Annotated in this window: 12 protein-coding genes; 9 read left to right on the top strand and 3 right to left on the bottom strand. The window is 64.9% G+C overall.

What is annotated here, in order from left to right; all coding sequences use genetic code 11:
- Nucleotides 1-37 precede the first annotated feature (37 nt).
- Nucleotides 38-1684, bottom strand: a complete 1647-nt coding sequence (locus ACJA3S_RS05770) for a Na+/H+ antiporter (protein ID WP_186689834.1) — start codon at nt 1682-1684, stop codon at nt 38-40.
- A 287-nt stretch (nt 1685-1971) separates the two neighbouring features.
- Between ACJA3S_RS05770 and ACJA3S_RS05765 the strand changes: the two genes are divergently transcribed.
- The 4 genes from ACJA3S_RS05765 to ACJA3S_RS05750 all read left to right on the top strand — a co-directional run bounded on the left by ACJA3S_RS05765 (nt 1972) and on the right by ACJA3S_RS05750 (nt 5090).
- A complete protein-coding gene (locus tag ACJA3S_RS05765) occupies nt 1972-2319 on the top strand; it encodes an ArsC family reductase (protein ID WP_406822211.1) in 348 nt (115 codons plus the stop codon).
- 31 nt (nt 2320-2350) lie between these two features.
- Complete coding sequence (dapD, locus tag ACJA3S_RS05760; RefSeq protein WP_186689835.1) at nt 2351-3385, top strand: 2,3,4,5-tetrahydropyridine-2,6-dicarboxylate N-succinyltransferase; 1035 nt, start codon at nt 2351-2353, stop codon at nt 3383-3385.
- A 92-nt stretch (nt 3386-3477) separates the two neighbouring features.
- Nucleotides 3478-4683: a cysteine desulfurase gene (locus tag ACJA3S_RS05755; RefSeq protein WP_406821130.1), complete on the top strand. Its 1206-nt coding sequence runs from the start codon at nt 3478-3480 to the stop codon at nt 4681-4683.
- Nucleotides 4680-5090 carry a SufE family protein gene (locus ACJA3S_RS05750; protein ID WP_406821129.1) on the top strand — a complete coding sequence of 137 codons (411 nt, stop codon included), beginning with the start codon at nt 4680-4682 and terminating at the stop codon, nt 5088-5090. Before ACJA3S_RS05755 ends, ACJA3S_RS05750 begins: the two co-directional genes overlap by 4 nt.
- Nucleotides 5091-5201: 111 nt before the next feature.
- Here the strand turns inward: ACJA3S_RS05750 and tcdA are convergent, their stop codons facing one another.
- A complete protein-coding gene (tcdA, locus tag ACJA3S_RS05745) occupies nt 5202-6011 on the bottom strand; it encodes a tRNA cyclic N6-threonylcarbamoyladenosine(37) synthase TcdA (protein ID WP_406821128.1) in 810 nt (269 codons plus the stop codon).
- Nucleotides 6012-6130: 119 nt separating this feature from the next.
- Between tcdA and ACJA3S_RS05740 the strand changes: the two genes are divergently transcribed.
- From ACJA3S_RS05740 to ACJA3S_RS05725, 4 genes are all read left to right on the top strand, one after another.
- On the top strand, nt 6131-8722 hold the full coding sequence (locus ACJA3S_RS05740) for a glycosyltransferase (RefSeq protein ID WP_406821127.1): 2592 nt from the start codon (nt 6131-6133) through the stop codon (nt 8720-8722).
- A gap of 201 nt (nt 8723-8923) precedes the next feature.
- Complete coding sequence (dapE, locus tag ACJA3S_RS05735) at nt 8924-10075, top strand: succinyl-diaminopimelate desuccinylase (protein WP_406821126.1); 1152 nt, start codon at nt 8924-8926, stop codon at nt 10073-10075.
- Entirely contained in the window at nt 10075-10887 is an 813-nt protein-coding gene (locus ACJA3S_RS05730) for a putative RNA methyltransferase (RefSeq protein WP_406821125.1), read from the top strand. Before dapE ends, ACJA3S_RS05730 begins: the two co-directional genes overlap by 1 nt.
- 16 nt (nt 10888-10903) lie before the next feature.
- A complete protein-coding gene (locus ACJA3S_RS05725; RefSeq protein ID WP_170028623.1) occupies nt 10904-11278 on the top strand; it encodes a hypothetical protein in 375 nt (124 codons plus the stop codon).
- 167 nt (nt 11279-11445) lie between these two features.
- Here ACJA3S_RS05725 and ACJA3S_RS05720 read toward each other — a convergent pair whose 3' ends face one another.
- A complete protein-coding gene (locus ACJA3S_RS05720; protein ID WP_003252255.1) occupies nt 11446-11655 on the bottom strand; it encodes a cold-shock protein in 210 nt (69 codons plus the stop codon).
- 231 nt (nt 11656-11886) lie between these two features.
- On the opposite strand from ACJA3S_RS05720, the gene plsB reads away from it, so the two are divergent.
- Nucleotides 11887-14373: a glycerol-3-phosphate 1-O-acyltransferase PlsB gene (gene plsB, locus ACJA3S_RS05715; RefSeq protein WP_406821124.1), complete on the top strand. Its 2487-nt coding sequence runs from the start codon at nt 11887-11889 to the stop codon at nt 14371-14373.
- Nucleotides 14374-14417: the final 44 nt, after the last annotated feature.

Raw genomic sequence — 14417 nt, 5'->3', positions numbered from 1 at the left:
AGCGGCCTTGTATCGCGGAAGGAACGCCTGCTGCGGTCTACTTGACTGATCCCAGGTTCGCCTCGCTCAAGTCCAGCTCGCCCAGCACCTGCCGCACCACCTCGTCACCCACCAGGTGCTGACGATGCAGGTTGTACAGCTCCAGCCGCTGCGCCCGCAGCGCGCGCAGGCGCAGCCGTCGCTCCAGCAGGTCCATCTGTTGCGCCAGGGCCTTGGCTTCGGCGCTGTCGTTGTAGCTGTCCAGTTCATCGCGGTATTCCGCCATCAGGCGCGCCTTGAGTTCGGTCGCCAAGGTCGCCTGGGCGGCATCCTGCGGCGCAGTGCTGTCGATCACCTCCTCCGCCTCCAGGGCGTGGATCGCCGCCTCGGCAGTACGCCGCCAGGCCTCCTGCACTTCCTGGTGCAAGCGCTCGTCCGGGCTCTTGGTCACCCCGCGCAGCAGCAGCGGCAGGCTGATACAGGCGGTGATCAGCGACAGCAGGATCACCCCGGCCGCGATGAAGATCAGCAGGTCACGCTCGGGAAACGCCTTGCCCGCTTCGATCAACAGCGGGATCGACATCACACCGGCCAGGGTGACCGCACCGCGTACGCCGCCCAGGGTCAGCAGCCAACAGGAGCGCGCCGTGGGCATCAGTACCAGCGCCGGCTTGCCGCGCCAGCGCCGCACCACGCCGATCGAGCGCCAGATGCTCTGCACCCAGATGAAGCGCAGCAGGATCAACGCGGCAAAGATTGCCACCACATCCAGGCAACGCCAGGCCAGGGTCGGCCATACGGTGGCTTCGTGGCTGACCACGGCCTTGATGATGTCGGGCAATTGCAGGCCCAGCAGGAGAAAGATCAGGCCATTGAAAGCGAACTCCAGCAACGACCAGACACTGCGGTTGAGCAGGCGCGTACTGGTCTGCCGGGGCAGCAGGTCGAGCCAGCTCTGCATCATGCCGGCCGCCACCGCCGAGAGGATGCCCGACACGCCGAGGCGCTCGGCCAGCACGTAGGCGGCGAACGGCAGCAGCAACATGAACACCACGTGGGTGGCCGGGTCGTCCCAGCCGCGGGCGATCATCCACGCCCGCAGGCGGCCGATCAGCCAGCTCAGGGCGACACCCACGGCAAGCCCGCCGAGGGCGACCAGGACGAAGCTGAAGCTGGCATCGGTCAACGAGAACACCCCGGTGATCGCTGCCGCCAGGGCGAACTTGAAGGTCACCAGGCCGGACGCATCGTTCATCAGGGCCTCGCCTTGCAGCATGTGCATCAGCGGGGTGGGCAGGCGGTCCTGGGCAATGGCCGACACTGCCACGGCGTCGGTCGGCGACAAGACTGCCGCCAGGGCGAAAGCCACCGGCAGCGGAATGCCAGGCAGCAACCAGTGGATGAAGTAACCGGCCCCGACCACGGTGAACAACACCAGCCCCACGGCCAGCGCCACGACTGGCCCACGGATGCGCCACAGCTCGCGCTTGGGAATGCGCCAACCGTCGGCGAACAGCAAGGGGGGCAGGAACAGGAACAGGAACAGTTCGGGATCCAGGGCCACATGCAGGCCCAGCGTCGGCCAGGCCAGCAAGGCACCAGCGGCAATCTGCACCAGCGGCAAGGGCAGCGGGATCATGCGGCCGACCAGCTTCGACACGCTGACCAGCGTCAGCAGGATGAGGACGGTATAGGCGGACTGCATCCGGTAGGGCTTCCTTTATGACCAGAATCGACAGCGGGGCGAGAGAGCGCCATTGAAACAATATGTTAGCGGGGTAACGTGAGGCGAGGCCGCTGCACGATAGTCGCAGGTGAGGGATGAATATGTAACATGATGAGACGTGAGGCTGGGGCACATGCCTTGGGTCTTGTAGCGCCTGTGAGATCGAGCGCCGCCCCCGTGGCGCTCAAAGGATGGTTCCCGCATAATCCCGCGACTGACATTCGAATACGGAGAAATTGAGGCAGCCTGTGGCCTCAATGCACACAATGACCTACACGCTCTACGGCATCAAAGCCTGCGACACGATGAAAAAAGCGCGTACCTGGCTCGACGAAAAAGCCATCGCCTACGAATTTCACGATTACAAGACCCAAGGCATCGACCGTGACAGCCTGAACCGCTGGTGCAACGAACACGGCTGGGAAACCATCCTCAACCGTGCCGGCACCACGTTCCGCAAGCTGGACGACGCCAGCAAGGCCGACCTCGACCAGGCCAAGGCCGTCGAATTGATGCTGGCCCAGCCGTCAATGATCAAGCGCCCGGTGCTCGACCTTGGCACGCGCACCCTGGTCGGCTTCAAGCCCGACCTTTACGCCACTGCCCTGGCCTGAGCCCCTACCCTATTTCGCACGAGGTAATCACATGTCCAATACCCTGTTCAGCCTGGCCTTCGGTGTCGGCTCCCAGAACCGCCAGGGCGCCTGGCTGGAAGTATTCTACGCACAACCACTGCTCAACCCGAGCGCAGAGCTGGTTGCAGCGGTAGCGCCGATCCTCGGCTACCAAGGCGGCAACCAGGCCATCGCCTTCAGCACTGCCCAGGCTGCACAACTGGCCGAAGCCGTGAAAGGCGTCGACGCCGCCCAGGCAGCCCTGCTGACCCGCCTGGCCGAGAGCCACAAGCCACTGGTCGCCACCCTGCTGGCCGAAGACGCCGCACTGAGCTCGACCCCAGAGGCCTACCTCAAGCTGCACCTGCTGTCGCACCGCCTGGTCAAGCCGCACGGTGTGAGCCTGGCCGGCATCTTCCCGCTGCTGCCGAACGTGGCCTGGACCAACCAGGGCGCAGTCGACCTGGCCGAACTGGCAGAGTTGCAACTGGAAGCGCGCCTGAAGGGCGAGCTGCTGGAAGTGTTCTCGGTGGACAAGTTCCCGAAAATGACCGACTACGTGGTCCCGGCCGGCGTACGCATCGCCGACACCGCCCGTGTGCGCCTGGGCGCCTACATCGGCGAAGGCACCACCATCATGCACGAAGGCTTCGTCAACTTTAACGCCGGCACCGAAGGCCCAGGCATGATCGAAGGCCGCGTTTCCGCTGGCGTGTTCGTCGGCAAGGGTTCCGACCTGGGCGGCGGCTGCTCGACCATGGGCACCCTGTCCGGCGGCGGCAACATCGTCATCAAGGTTGGCGAAGGCTGCCTGATCGGCGCCAACGCCGGTATCGGTATTCCGCTGGGCGACCGCAACACCGTCGAGGCCGGCCTGTACATCACCGCCGGTACCAAGGTGAACCTGCTGGACGAGAACAACCAACTGGTGAAAGTGGTCAAGGCCCGCGACCTGGCCGGCCAGACCGACCTGCTGTTCCGCCGCAACTCGCTGAACGGTGCAGTGGAGTGCAAGACCCACAAGTCGGCCATCGAGCTGAACGAGGCGCTGCACGCGCACAACTGAGAACCCTGCAGCAGCGGATTCTCAGCGCTTGAAATGTTAAGATCGGGTCTGGCCCCTCGCCAGACCCGATTTTCCTTCCAGGCCCCGCGACCATGTTCCAGCCCTCCCCCTGGCGTGCCGATTTCCCCGCGATCGCCGCCCTGCAACGGCAGCACCAGACCTACCTGGACAGCGCCGCCACCACCCAGAAGCCGCAAGCCCTGCTCGATGCCCTGAGCCATTACTACGGCCATGGCGCAGCCAACGTGCACCGGGCCCAGCATTTGCCCGGCGCACTCGCGACCCAGGCTTTCGAAACCAGTCGCGACAAGGTTGCCGCCTGGCTCAATGCGGCGGATTCGCGGCAGATCGTGTTCACCCACGGTGCCACGTCGGCGCTGAACCTGCTGGCGTACGGCCTGGAACAGCGCTTCGAGGCCGGTGATGAAATTGCCGTCAGCGCCCTGGAGCACCACGCCAACCTGCTGCCCTGGCAACAACTGGCGCAGCGGCGCAACCTGCGCCTGGTGGTGCTGCCGCTGGATGGCCAGGGCTGCATCGACCTCGACCAGGCACTGCAACTGATCGGGCCACGTACCCGAGTACTGGCGGTAAGCCAGCTGTCCAACGTGCTGGGTACCTGGCAGCCGCTGCCGGCACTGTTGGCCCATGCTCGCGCGCAGGGTGCGCTGACCGTGGTCGACGGTGCCCAAGGGGTGGTGCATGGGCGGCATGATGTGCAGCAACTGGGTTGCGACTTCTATGTGTTCTCCAGCCACAAGCTGTACGGCCCGGAAGGCGTCGGCGTGCTGTACGGCCGCAGCCAGGCGCTGGAATTGCTGCGCCACTGGCAGTTCGGCGGCGAGATGGTGCAACTGGCCGAGTACCATAGCGCCAGCTTCCGCCCGGCGCCGCTGGGCTTCGAGGCCGGTACCCCGCCGATTGCCGGCGTGATCGGCCTGGGCGCGACCCTGGATTACCTGGCCAGCCTCGATGCCCAGGCGGTCGAACGCCATGAAGCCAGTCTGCACCAGCACTTGCTGCGTGGCCTGGCAGACCGCGATGGTGTGCGCATCCTTGGCGCACCACAGGCAGCCCTGGCCAGTTTCGTCATTGAAGGCGTGCACAACGCTGATATCGCCCACCTGCTGACCGAGCAAGGTATTGCCGTGCGTGCCGGGCACCACTGCGCCATGCCGCTTCTCAAGGGGTTGGGGCTGGAGGGCGCCATTCGCGTGTCGCTGGGGCTGTACAACGACAGCGATGACTTGCAGCGTTTCTTCGACGCGCTGGACCAGGGCCTGGAGCTGTTGCGATGAACCTGCCAGCACAGGCCTGCCAGGCGCTGGAAGCGTTTGAGCAAAGCAAGGGCTGGGAACAGCGTGCGCGCTTGCTGATGCAGTGGGGCGACCGCCTGGAACCCTTGGCTGAGGCTGAAAAGACCGAGGCCAACCGGGTGCATGGCTGTGAAAGCCTGGTGTGGCTGGTGGCCGAGCAGAACGACGGGGTGTGGCGGTTCAAGGCCAGCAGCGATGCACGTTTGCTGCGCGGGCTGCTGGCATTGCTGCTGGTACGGGTGCAGGGGTTGCCCAGTGGAGAGCTGGCCGCGCTTGATCTGCGTGAGTGGTTTACCCAACTGGGCCTGGAGCGCCAGCTTTCGCCGTCGCGCAGCAATGGGTTGCATGCGGTATTGCAGCGGATGACGGAGCTGGCGTCCAACCGTTGAATCGGTGCTGGCTTCTTCGCGGGCTTGCCCGCTCCCACAGGGTCCTCATCGTTCTTGAGAGAGATGCAGTACCTGTGGGAGCGGGCAAGCCCGCGAAGAAGCCCACTCGGTCTATTCAGGCTTGACCCGCTCCGAAGGCCGTCGCGCCCCCGCCACCAGCTTTTCCACCGCCTTGCTCGCTGCCACCATGGCGAAGGTCGCGGTCACCATCATCACCGCGCCGAAGCCACCCGAGCAGTCCAGGCGCACACCTTCACCGACAAAACTCTTCTGCAGGCAGACACTGCCATCTCCCTTGGGATAGCGCAGCTGCTCGCTGGAGAACACGCACGGCACGCCATAATTGCGGCTGACGTTGCGCGAGAAGTTGTAGTCGCGGCGCAGGGTGGAACGCACCCGCGAAGCCAGCGGGTCGTTGAAGGTCTTGTTCAGGTCGGCGATCTGGATCTGCGTCGGGTCGATCTGCCCACCGGCGCCACCAGTGGTGACAATGGCGATCTTGCGCCGGCGGCACCAGGCGATCAGCGCGGCCTTGGCCATGACGCTGTCGATGCAGTCGATCACACAGTCGAGGTTTTCGCTGATGTACTCGGCCATGCTGTCACGGGTGACGAAGTCGGCTACCGCATGCACCCTGCAAGCCGGGTTGATCGCCCGCAGGCGCTCGGCCATGACCTCGACCTTGGGCCGCCCCACCTGCCCTTCCAGGGCATGGGCCTGGCGGTTGGTGTTGCTGACGCAGACGTCGTCGAGGTCGAACAGGGTGATCTCGCCCACGCCACTGCGGGCCAGTGCTTCGGCCGCCCACGAGCCTACCCCGCCAATACCGACCACGGCCACATGGGCCTGGCCCAGGCGCTGCAACCCCTGGTCGCCATACAACCGGGCAACGCCGGCGAAGCGTGGATCTTCTGTGCTCATGCTCATACCCCAAAAAACCGGCGCGCATTATATGCCAGCGGCCCCATTGCCTGCATCGTTAGGAAAGAGCCTACCAACCCTGCTTTAATGTCGTATCACTTCGACACAAATGGTCCACAATGTCTTCACGTAAATTCGGCCTGAACCTGGTTGTGGTGCTGGCCATCGCCGCGTTGTTCACCGGGTTCTGGGCGCTGATCAATCGCCCGGTTTCCGCCCCTGCCTGGCCCGAGCAGATCTCCGGCTTCTCGTATTCGCCATTCCGCCTGGGGGAAAGCCCGCAAAAGGGCCAGTACCCGACTGACGACGAGATGCGCCAGGACCTGGAGCAGTTGAGCAAACTGACCGACAGCATCCGTACCTACACCGTGGAAGGCACCCAGGCCGATATCCCGCGGCTGGCCGAGGAGTTCGGCCTGCGGGTCACGCTGGGTATCTGGATCAGCCCGGACCTGGAGCGCAACGAGCGTGAGATCGCCACCGCCATCCAGTTGGCCAACACCTCGCGCAGCGTCGTCCGGGTAGTGGTCGGCAACGAGGCGCTGTTCCGCGAGGAGGTCACCCCGGAAAACCTGATCAAGTACCTCGACCGGGTACGGGCAGCGGTCAAGGTACCGGTGACCACCAGTGAGCAGTGGCACATCTGGAAAGAAAACCCGCAACTGGCCAAGCACGTCGACCTGATCGCCGCGCACATCCTGCCGTACTGGGAGTTCGTGCCGATGAAGGATTCGGTCGCATTTGTCCTCGACCGCGCCCGCGAACTGAAACACCAGTTCCCGCGCAAGCCGCTGCTGCTGTCGGAAGTCGGCTGGCCGAGCAACGGCCGCATGCGCGGGGGTGCCGATGCCACCCAGGCCGACCAGGCCATCTACCTGCGCACCCTGGTCAACACCCTCAACCGCCGTGGGTACAACTACTTCGTCATCGAAGCCTATGACCAGCCCTGGAAAGCCAGTGACGAAGGTTCGGTGGGCGCCTACTGGGGCGTGTACAACGCCGAGCGCCAGCAGAAATTCAATTTCGACGGCCCGGTGGTGGCGATCCCGCAATGGCGTGCCCTGGCAGTGGCCTCGGTGGTCCTGGCCCTGATTGCGCTGACCGTGCTGTTCATCGACGGCTCTGCCCTGCGCCAGCGTGGCCGCACCTTCCTGACCTTCATCACGTTCCTGTGCGGCTCGGTCCTGGTGTGGATCGCCTACGACTACAGCCAGCAATACAGCACCTGGTTCAGCCTGACCGTGGGCGTGCTGCTGGCCCTTGGCGCGCTGGGGGTGTTCATCGTCCTGCTCACCGAGGCCCACGAACTGGCCGAGGCGGTATGGATCCACAAGCGCCGCCGCGAATTCCTGCCGGTGCAGGCCGACAGCGCCTATCGGCCCAAGGTGTCGGTGCATGTGCCGTGCTACAACGAGCCGCCAGAGATGGTGAAGCAGACCCTCGACGCCCTGGCCGCACTGGACTACCCCGACTACGAAGTGCTGGTGATCGACAACAACACCAAGGACCCGGCCGTATGGGAGCCGCTCAAGGCCCACTGCGAGAAGCTCGGCGAGCGCTTCAGGTTCTTCCACGTCGCGCCATTGGCCGGCTTCAAGGGCGGCGCACTGAACTACCTGATCCCGCACACCGCCAAGGATGCCGAAGTGATCGCGGTGATCGACTCGGACTACTGCGTCGACCGCAACTGGCTCAAGCACATGGTGCCGCACTTCGCCGACCCGAAAATCGCCGTGGTGCAGTCGCCGCAGGATTATCGCGACCAGCATGAAAGCGCCTTCAAGAAGCTCTGCTACAGCGAGTACAAGGGCTTCTTCCACATCGGCATGGTCACCCGCAACGACCGTGACGCGATCATCCAGCACGGCACCATGACCATGACCCGGCGCAGCGTGCTGGAAGAGTTGGGCTGGGCCGAGTGGTGCATCTGCGAGGACGCCGAGCTGGGCCTGCGCGTATTCGAGAAGGGCCTGTCGGCGGCCTACGCCCACAACAGCTACGGCAAGGGCCTGATGCCCGACACCTTCATCGACTTCAAGAAGCAGCGTTTCCGCTGGGCCTATGGCGCCATCCAGATCATCAAGCACCACGCCAGCGCGCTGTTGCGCGGCAAGGGCAGCGAGCTGACCCGTGGCCAGCGCTACCACTTCCTGGCCGGCTGGCTGCCCTGGATCGCCGATGGCATGAACATCTTCTTCACCGTCGGCGCGCTGCTGTGGTCGGCGGCGATGATCATCGTGCCACACCGGGTCGACCCGCCGCTGATGATCTTCGCCATCCCGCCGCTGGCGCTGTTCTTCTTCAAGGTCGGCAAGATCATCTTCCTCTACCGGCGCGCAGTGGGGGTGAACCTGAAGGACGCCTTTGCCGCGGCACTGGCCGGGCTGGCGTTGTCGCATACCATTGCCAAGGCCGTGCTGTACGGTTTCTTCACCAGCAGCATGCCGTTCTTCCGCACGCCGAAGAACGCCGACAGCCATGGCTTGCTGGTGGCGATTTCCGAGGCCCGGGAAGAGTTGTTCATCATGTTGCTGCTGTGGGGTGCGGCACTGGGCATCTATCTGGTGCAGGGGCTGCCGAGTTCGGACATGCGCTTCTGGGTGGCGATGTTGCTGGTGCAATCGTTGCCTTATGTGGCTGCGCTGGTGATGGCGTTTCTGTCGTCGTTGCCCAAACCTGGGGAAAAGGCCGCCGAAGTGCAACAGGCTTGAGTTCTTTGGGGGCGCTTTGCGCCCCTTTCGCGACACAAGGCCGCTCCTACAGGGGATTGCAACCGTCAGATATGGCTAGATCGCCTGTAGGAACGGCCTTGTGTCGCGAAAGGGCCGCAAAGCGGCCCCATTGGCCTGACGGTTTGATATAAGATAACGCCCCTCAGATTTCTCCCGCCTTGCCTTGCCCCGGAGTCCCCCATGACGGCCCCAGCCGAGCTTTCGCCCACCCTCCAACTGGCCTGCGACCTGATCCGTCGCCCCTCGGTCACCCCCGTCGATGCCGACTGCCAGGCGCAGATGATGAACCGCCTGGGCGCCGTGGGCTTCCAGCTGGAACCGATGCGCATCGAGGACGTCGACAACTTCTGGGCCACCCACGGTAGCCAGGACGGCCCAGTGCTGTGCTTCGCCGGCCACACCGACGTGGTGCCCACCGGCCCGGTGCAGCAATGGCAGCATGAACCCTTCGAAGCGCTGATCGACGCCGACGGCATGCTCTGCGGCCGTGGCGCCGCCGACATGAAAGGCAGCCTGGCGTCCATGGTGGTGGCCAGCGAGCGCTTCGTGCGGGACTACCCGGACCACCGTGGCAAGGTCGCCTTCCTCATCACCAGCGACGAGGAAGGCCCGGCCCATCACGGCACCAAGGCCGTGGTCGAGCGCCTGAAAGCGCGCAACGAGCGCCTGGACTGGTGCATCGTCGGCGAGCCGTCCAGCACCACCCTGCTGGGTGACGTGGTCAAGAATGGCCGCCGTGGCTCGCTGGGCGCCAAGCTGACCGTGCGCGGCAAGCAGGGCCACGTGGCCTACCCACACCTGGCACGCAACCCGATCCACCTGGCCGCCCCGGCCCTGGCCGAACTGGCCGCCGAGCACTGGGACGAAGGCAATGCGTTCTTCCCACCGACCAGCTTCCAGATCTCCAACCTCAATGCTGGCACCGGCGCTACCAATGTGGTCCCGGGCGAGCTGAGCGCGTTGTTCAACTTCCGCTTCTCCACCGAGTCCACCGTCGAAGGCCTGCAGGCGCGGGTGTCGGCCATTCTCGACAAGCATGAACTGGACTGGTCGATCGACTGGGCACTGTCGGGCCTGCCGTTCCTCACCGAGCCGGGCGAGCTGCTGGACGCGGTATCGGCCAGCATCAAGGGCGTCACCGGTCGCGACACCCAGCCGTCCACCAGCGGTGGTACCTCCGATGGCCGCTTCATCGCCACCATGGGTACCCAGGTGGTCGAGCTTGGCCCGGTCAACGCCACCATCCACCAGGTCGACGAGCGGATCCTGGCCAGCGACCTCGACCTGCTGACCGAAATCTACTACCAGACCCTGGTCCGGTTGCTCGCCTGATGCTCGCCTGCCCCCTTTGCCAAGCGCCGCTGAGCCGGCTCGACAACGGTGTGGTGTGCCCGGCCGGCCACCGCTTCGACCGCGCCCGCCAGGGTTACCTGAACCTGTTGCCGGTGCAGCACAAGAACAGCCGCGACCCGGGTGACAACCAGGCCATGGTCGAGGCCCGCCGCGATTTCCTCGAGGCCGGCCACTACGCCCCGGTGGCGCGTCGCCTGGCCGAACTGGCCGCCGAGCGCCAGCCCTCTGCCTGGCTGGACATCGGTTGCGGCGAGGGCTACTACACCGCGCAGCTCGCCCAGGCGCTGCCAGCCGCCGAGGGCTATGCCCTGGACATCTCCCGCGAGGCGGTCAAGCGCGCCTGCCGCCGCGCGCCCGAGGTCACCTGGATGGTCGCCAGCATGGCCCGGGTGCCGCTGGCCGACGCCAGCTGCCAATTCATCGCCAGCGTGTTCAGCCCGCTCGACTGGGCCGAGGCCAAGCGCCTGCTCAGCCCCGGCGGCGGCCTGATGCGGGTCGGCCCCACCAGCGGCCACCTGATGGAACTGCGCGAAGTGCTCTACGATGAAGTACGCCCTTACGCCGACGACAAGCACCTCGCACTGGTCCCCGAAGGCATGGCCCATGCCCACAGCGAAACCCTCGAGTTCCGCCTGAGCCTGGTTGCGCCCAAGGCCCGCGCCGACCTGCTGGCCATGACCCCGCATGGCTGGCGCGCCAGTGCCGCAAGGCGTACCCGGGTGATCGACCAGGCCGAGCCGTTCGAAGTCACGGTTTCCATGCGTTATGACTATTTCCTGCGCCAAGACTGAGCACACCGGAGCCCTTATGCGCCAACCTGATATCGAGATCTACCTGAAGGACGCCGACGTCGACCACAAGCAGATTGCCGAGTGGCTTGCCCAGGCGATCGGCCCGTGCAGCGAATGGCAGCAGAAAGGCCAGACCTTCAAATGCCAGGCCGGTAACATTCCGGTCACCTGGTTACCCAAAGCTGTAGGGAAATGGAACAGCCTTTACCTGGAAAGCGACCAGACGCCCTGGGCCGATGACGTTGCCTGCGCCCGCGCCGCTTTCGCCGCACTGGGTGTGGAAGTGCGCTGCGCGCCGGGTGGCTGGGTGGAAGAAGACGGGGAAGAGGATGCCGACCGCTGGGTCCGCATCAGTGCCGACGGTGAAGAGGAGATCACCTGGCGTACCTGAGACAGCCCTGCGCTTCTACTGCAGGAGCGGCCTTGGGTCGCGAAAGGGCCACATGGCGCCCCCGGTTGTCAGCGTTGCTCGCCACACCGCAGGGGCTGCCTTGCAGCCCTTTCGCGACACGAGGCCGCTCCTACACTGACCGCGTCAATCGGCCTCTACAGCGGAGCTCAGAGCCCTACTACGTCTTCGGCTTGCAGGCCTTTCTGGCCCTGCACGCAGGCATATTCCACCCGCTGCCCTTCGACCAGGGTACGATGCCCCTCACCGCGAATCGCCCGATAGTGGACGAACACATCCGCACCACCTTCGCGCTGAATGAAGCCATAACCCTTGGCATCGTTGAACCACTTTACATTCCCAGTCTCACGAGACGACATCTGAACTACTCCGGATTTTTATTGTGAAGATCGCCTTGTAGACACGAAGCCTCCGCCACGTGTCGACGCCGCTTGCGCAAATATCCTGCAAGTGGCAGGCCGAGTATATGACACAGAACAAAAAAATTTGATGACCGTCGCGCCGTTCGGCGATTTTTGCTGAACTTGCGCGGATACGGCAGACTAATTGGCCAGATACCCACTGAACTTCACACCCAGGGCACACACCCCATGACCCGTTCCCCCCTGCGCCGCCTGATCTTCGGCGCCCTGCGTCGCCTGTTGTACCTGTGGGTGCGCTCCGAGACCATCAACCAGTCCTCCCTCACCCTCAAGCTCGACCGCAGCCGCCCGGTGTTCTATGCCCTGCCCTCGCCGGCGCTCAGCGACCTGGTCGTGCTTGACCATGAATGCACCAAGGCGGGGCTGCCGCGCCCGGTGCTGCCGGTGGCGGTGGGCCCACTGCAGGAGCCGGCCGCGTTCTTCTACCTGACCCCGGACCCGGACTGGCTCGGCCGCCACGACAAACGTGGCGCGCCACCGACCCTGGAGCGCCTGGTCGCGACCGTGGGCCAGCATGCCGAAGAGGACGCCCAGATCATCCCGGTCAGCGTGTTCTGGGGCCAGACCCCGGCCAGTGAATCCAGCCCGTGGAAACTGCTGTTCGCCGACAGCTGGGCGGTTACCGGGCGCCTGCGCCGGCTGCTGACCGTACTGGTGCTGGGGCGCAAGACCCGCGTGCAGTTCTCGGCGCCGATCCACCTGCGCGAACTGGTGCAGCACAACAAGGGCCAGGAGCGCACCGTGCGCATGGCCCAGCGCCTGATGCGCGTGCACTTTCGCAACCTCAAGACCGCCGTCATCGGCCCGGACATCTCGCACCGGCGCACCCTGGTCAAGGGCCTGATCCATGCGCCGCAGGTGCGTCAGGCCATCCTCGACGAGGCACAACGCGAAAACCTGCCGCTGGCCAAGGCCGAAGCCCAGGCGCTACGTTATGGCAACGAGATCGCCTCGGACTACACCTACACCGCCATCCGCTTCCTCGAAGTGGTGCTCAGCTGGTTCTGGAACAAGATCTACGACGGCATCAAGGTCAACCACATCGAGCAGGTGCAAGGCATCGCCCCCGGCAACGAAGTGATCTACGTGCCCTGCCACCGCAGCCACATCGATTACCTGCTGCTCTCGTATTTGCTGTTCCGCAACGGCCTCACCCCGCCGCACGTGGCCGCAGGCATCAACCTCAACATGCCGCTGGTGGGTAACCTGCTGCGCCGTGGCGGTGCCTTCTTCATGCGCCGCACGTTCAAGGGCAACCCGCTGTACACCGCAGTGTTCAACGAATACCTGCACACCCTGTACACCAAAGGTTTCCCGGTGGAGTACTTCGTCGAAGGCGGCCGCTCGCGCACCGGGCGCATGCTGCAGCCACGCACCGGGATGCTGGCCATCACCTTGCGCAGCTTCCTGCGCTCGTCGCGTACACCGATCGTCTTCGTGCCGGTGTACATCGGCTACGAGCGCGTGCTCGAAGGCCGTACCTACCTGGGCGAGCTGCGCGGGGCCAGCAAGAAGAAGGAGTCGATCCTCGACATCTTCAAGGTATTCGGCGCGCTCAAGCAGCGCTTTGGCCAGGTGTACGTCAACTTCGGCGAACCGATCCGCCTGGCCGGCTTCCTCGACCAGCAACAGCCTGGCTGGCGCGACCAGGACCACGGCCCGCAGTATCGCCCGGCCTGGCTCAACGCCACCACCACCCGCCTGGGCGAAACCGTGGCACGCCACCTCAACGAGGCGGCGGCGATCAACCCGGTCAACCTGGTGGCCCTGGCGCTGCTCTCCACCAGCCGCCTGGCCCTGGACGAACGGGCCCTGACCCGCGTGCTCGAGCTGTACCTGGCCTTGCTGCGTCAGGTGCCCTACTCGCCGCATACCACCCTGCCCGAGGGCGACGGCCAGGCGTTGATCGAACATGTGCGCAGCATGAACCTGGTGGCCGAGCAGAAGGACGCCCTGGGCCGCATCTTGTACCTGGATGAAGCCAACGCGGTGCTGATGACCTATTACCGCAACAACGTGCTGCACATCTTCGCCCTGCCAGCCCTGCTGGCCAGCTTCTTCCTCAGCAGCTCACGCCTGAGCCGGGAATTGCTGGGCCGCTACGTGCACGCGCTGTACCCGTATCTGCAGGCCGAACTGTTCCTGCGCTGGACACCTCAGCAGCTGGACGAGGTGATCGACCAGTGGCTGGCCGCGCTGGTCGAACAGGGCCTGCTGCGCCAGGACAACGACGTGTACATCCGCCCCGCGCCGAGTTCACGGCAGTTCGTCTTGCTGACCCTGCTCGCCCGCACCATCACCCAGACCCTGCAGCGCTTCTATATGGCCACCTCGCTGTTGCTCAACAGCGGGCAACACAGCCTCAGCGCCGAAGCGCTGGAAGACCTGTGCGTGATGATGGCCCAGCGCCTGTCGATCCTGCATGGCCTGAACGCCCCGGAATTCTTCGACAAGACGCTGTTCCGCCACTTCATCCAGACCTTGCTCGAGCAGGGCGTGCTGCAGGCCGACAGCCAAGGCAAGCTGGGCTATCACGACAAGCTTGGCGAGGTGGCCGAAGGCGTGGCCAAGCGCGTACTGTCGGCCGAGCTGCGCCTGTCGATCCGCCAGGTCGCGTTGCACCGCGACGACGGGCTGGAGAGTTCGACCCTGTAAAGGGTTCGGCAGCCGGGAAAATCCGCTAAAGTCCCTGGGGTTGG

Source organism: Pseudomonas sp. KnCO4 (assembly GCF_045344305.1).
Classification (GTDB): domain Bacteria; phylum Pseudomonadota; class Gammaproteobacteria; order Pseudomonadales; family Pseudomonadaceae; genus Aquipseudomonas; species Aquipseudomonas anuradhapurensis.
This window is presented reverse-complemented; position numbering and strand designations above follow the sequence as displayed.

Bases quoted from the DNA above. Each gene is read 5' to 3' on its own strand.
- ACJA3S_RS05770 (WP_186689834.1), bottom strand. From the start codon at position 1,684: ATGCAGTCCGCCTATACCGTCCTCATCCTGCTGACGCTGGTCAGCGTG.
- ACJA3S_RS05765 (WP_406822211.1), top strand. From the start codon at position 1,972: ATGACCTACACGCTCTACGGCATCAAAGCCTGCGACACGATGAAAAAA.
- dapD (WP_186689835.1), top strand. From the start codon at position 2,351: ATGTCCAATACCCTGTTCAGCCTGGCCTTCGGTGTCGGCTCCCAGAAC.
- ACJA3S_RS05755 (WP_406821130.1), top strand. From the start codon at position 3,478: ATGTTCCAGCCCTCCCCCTGGCGTGCCGATTTCCCCGCGATCGCCGCC.
- ACJA3S_RS05750 (WP_406821129.1), top strand. From the start codon at position 4,680: ATGAACCTGCCAGCACAGGCCTGCCAGGCGCTGGAAGCGTTTGAGCAA.
- tcdA (WP_406821128.1), bottom strand. From the start codon at position 6,011: ATGAGCACAGAAGATCCACGCTTCGCCGGCGTTGCCCGGTTGTATGGC.
- ACJA3S_RS05740 (WP_406821127.1), top strand. From the start codon at position 6,131: ATGTCTTCACGTAAATTCGGCCTGAACCTGGTTGTGGTGCTGGCCATC.
- dapE (WP_406821126.1), top strand. From the start codon at position 8,924: ATGACGGCCCCAGCCGAGCTTTCGCCCACCCTCCAACTGGCCTGCGAC.
- ACJA3S_RS05730 (WP_406821125.1), top strand. From the start codon at position 10,075: ATGCTCGCCTGCCCCCTTTGCCAAGCGCCGCTGAGCCGGCTCGACAAC.
- ACJA3S_RS05725 (WP_170028623.1), top strand. From the start codon at position 10,904: ATGCGCCAACCTGATATCGAGATCTACCTGAAGGACGCCGACGTCGAC.
- ACJA3S_RS05720 (WP_003252255.1), bottom strand. From the start codon at position 11,655: ATGTCGTCTCGTGAGACTGGGAATGTAAAGTGGTTCAACGATGCCAAG.
- plsB (WP_406821124.1), top strand. From the start codon at position 11,887: ATGACCCGTTCCCCCCTGCGCCGCCTGATCTTCGGCGCCCTGCGTCGC.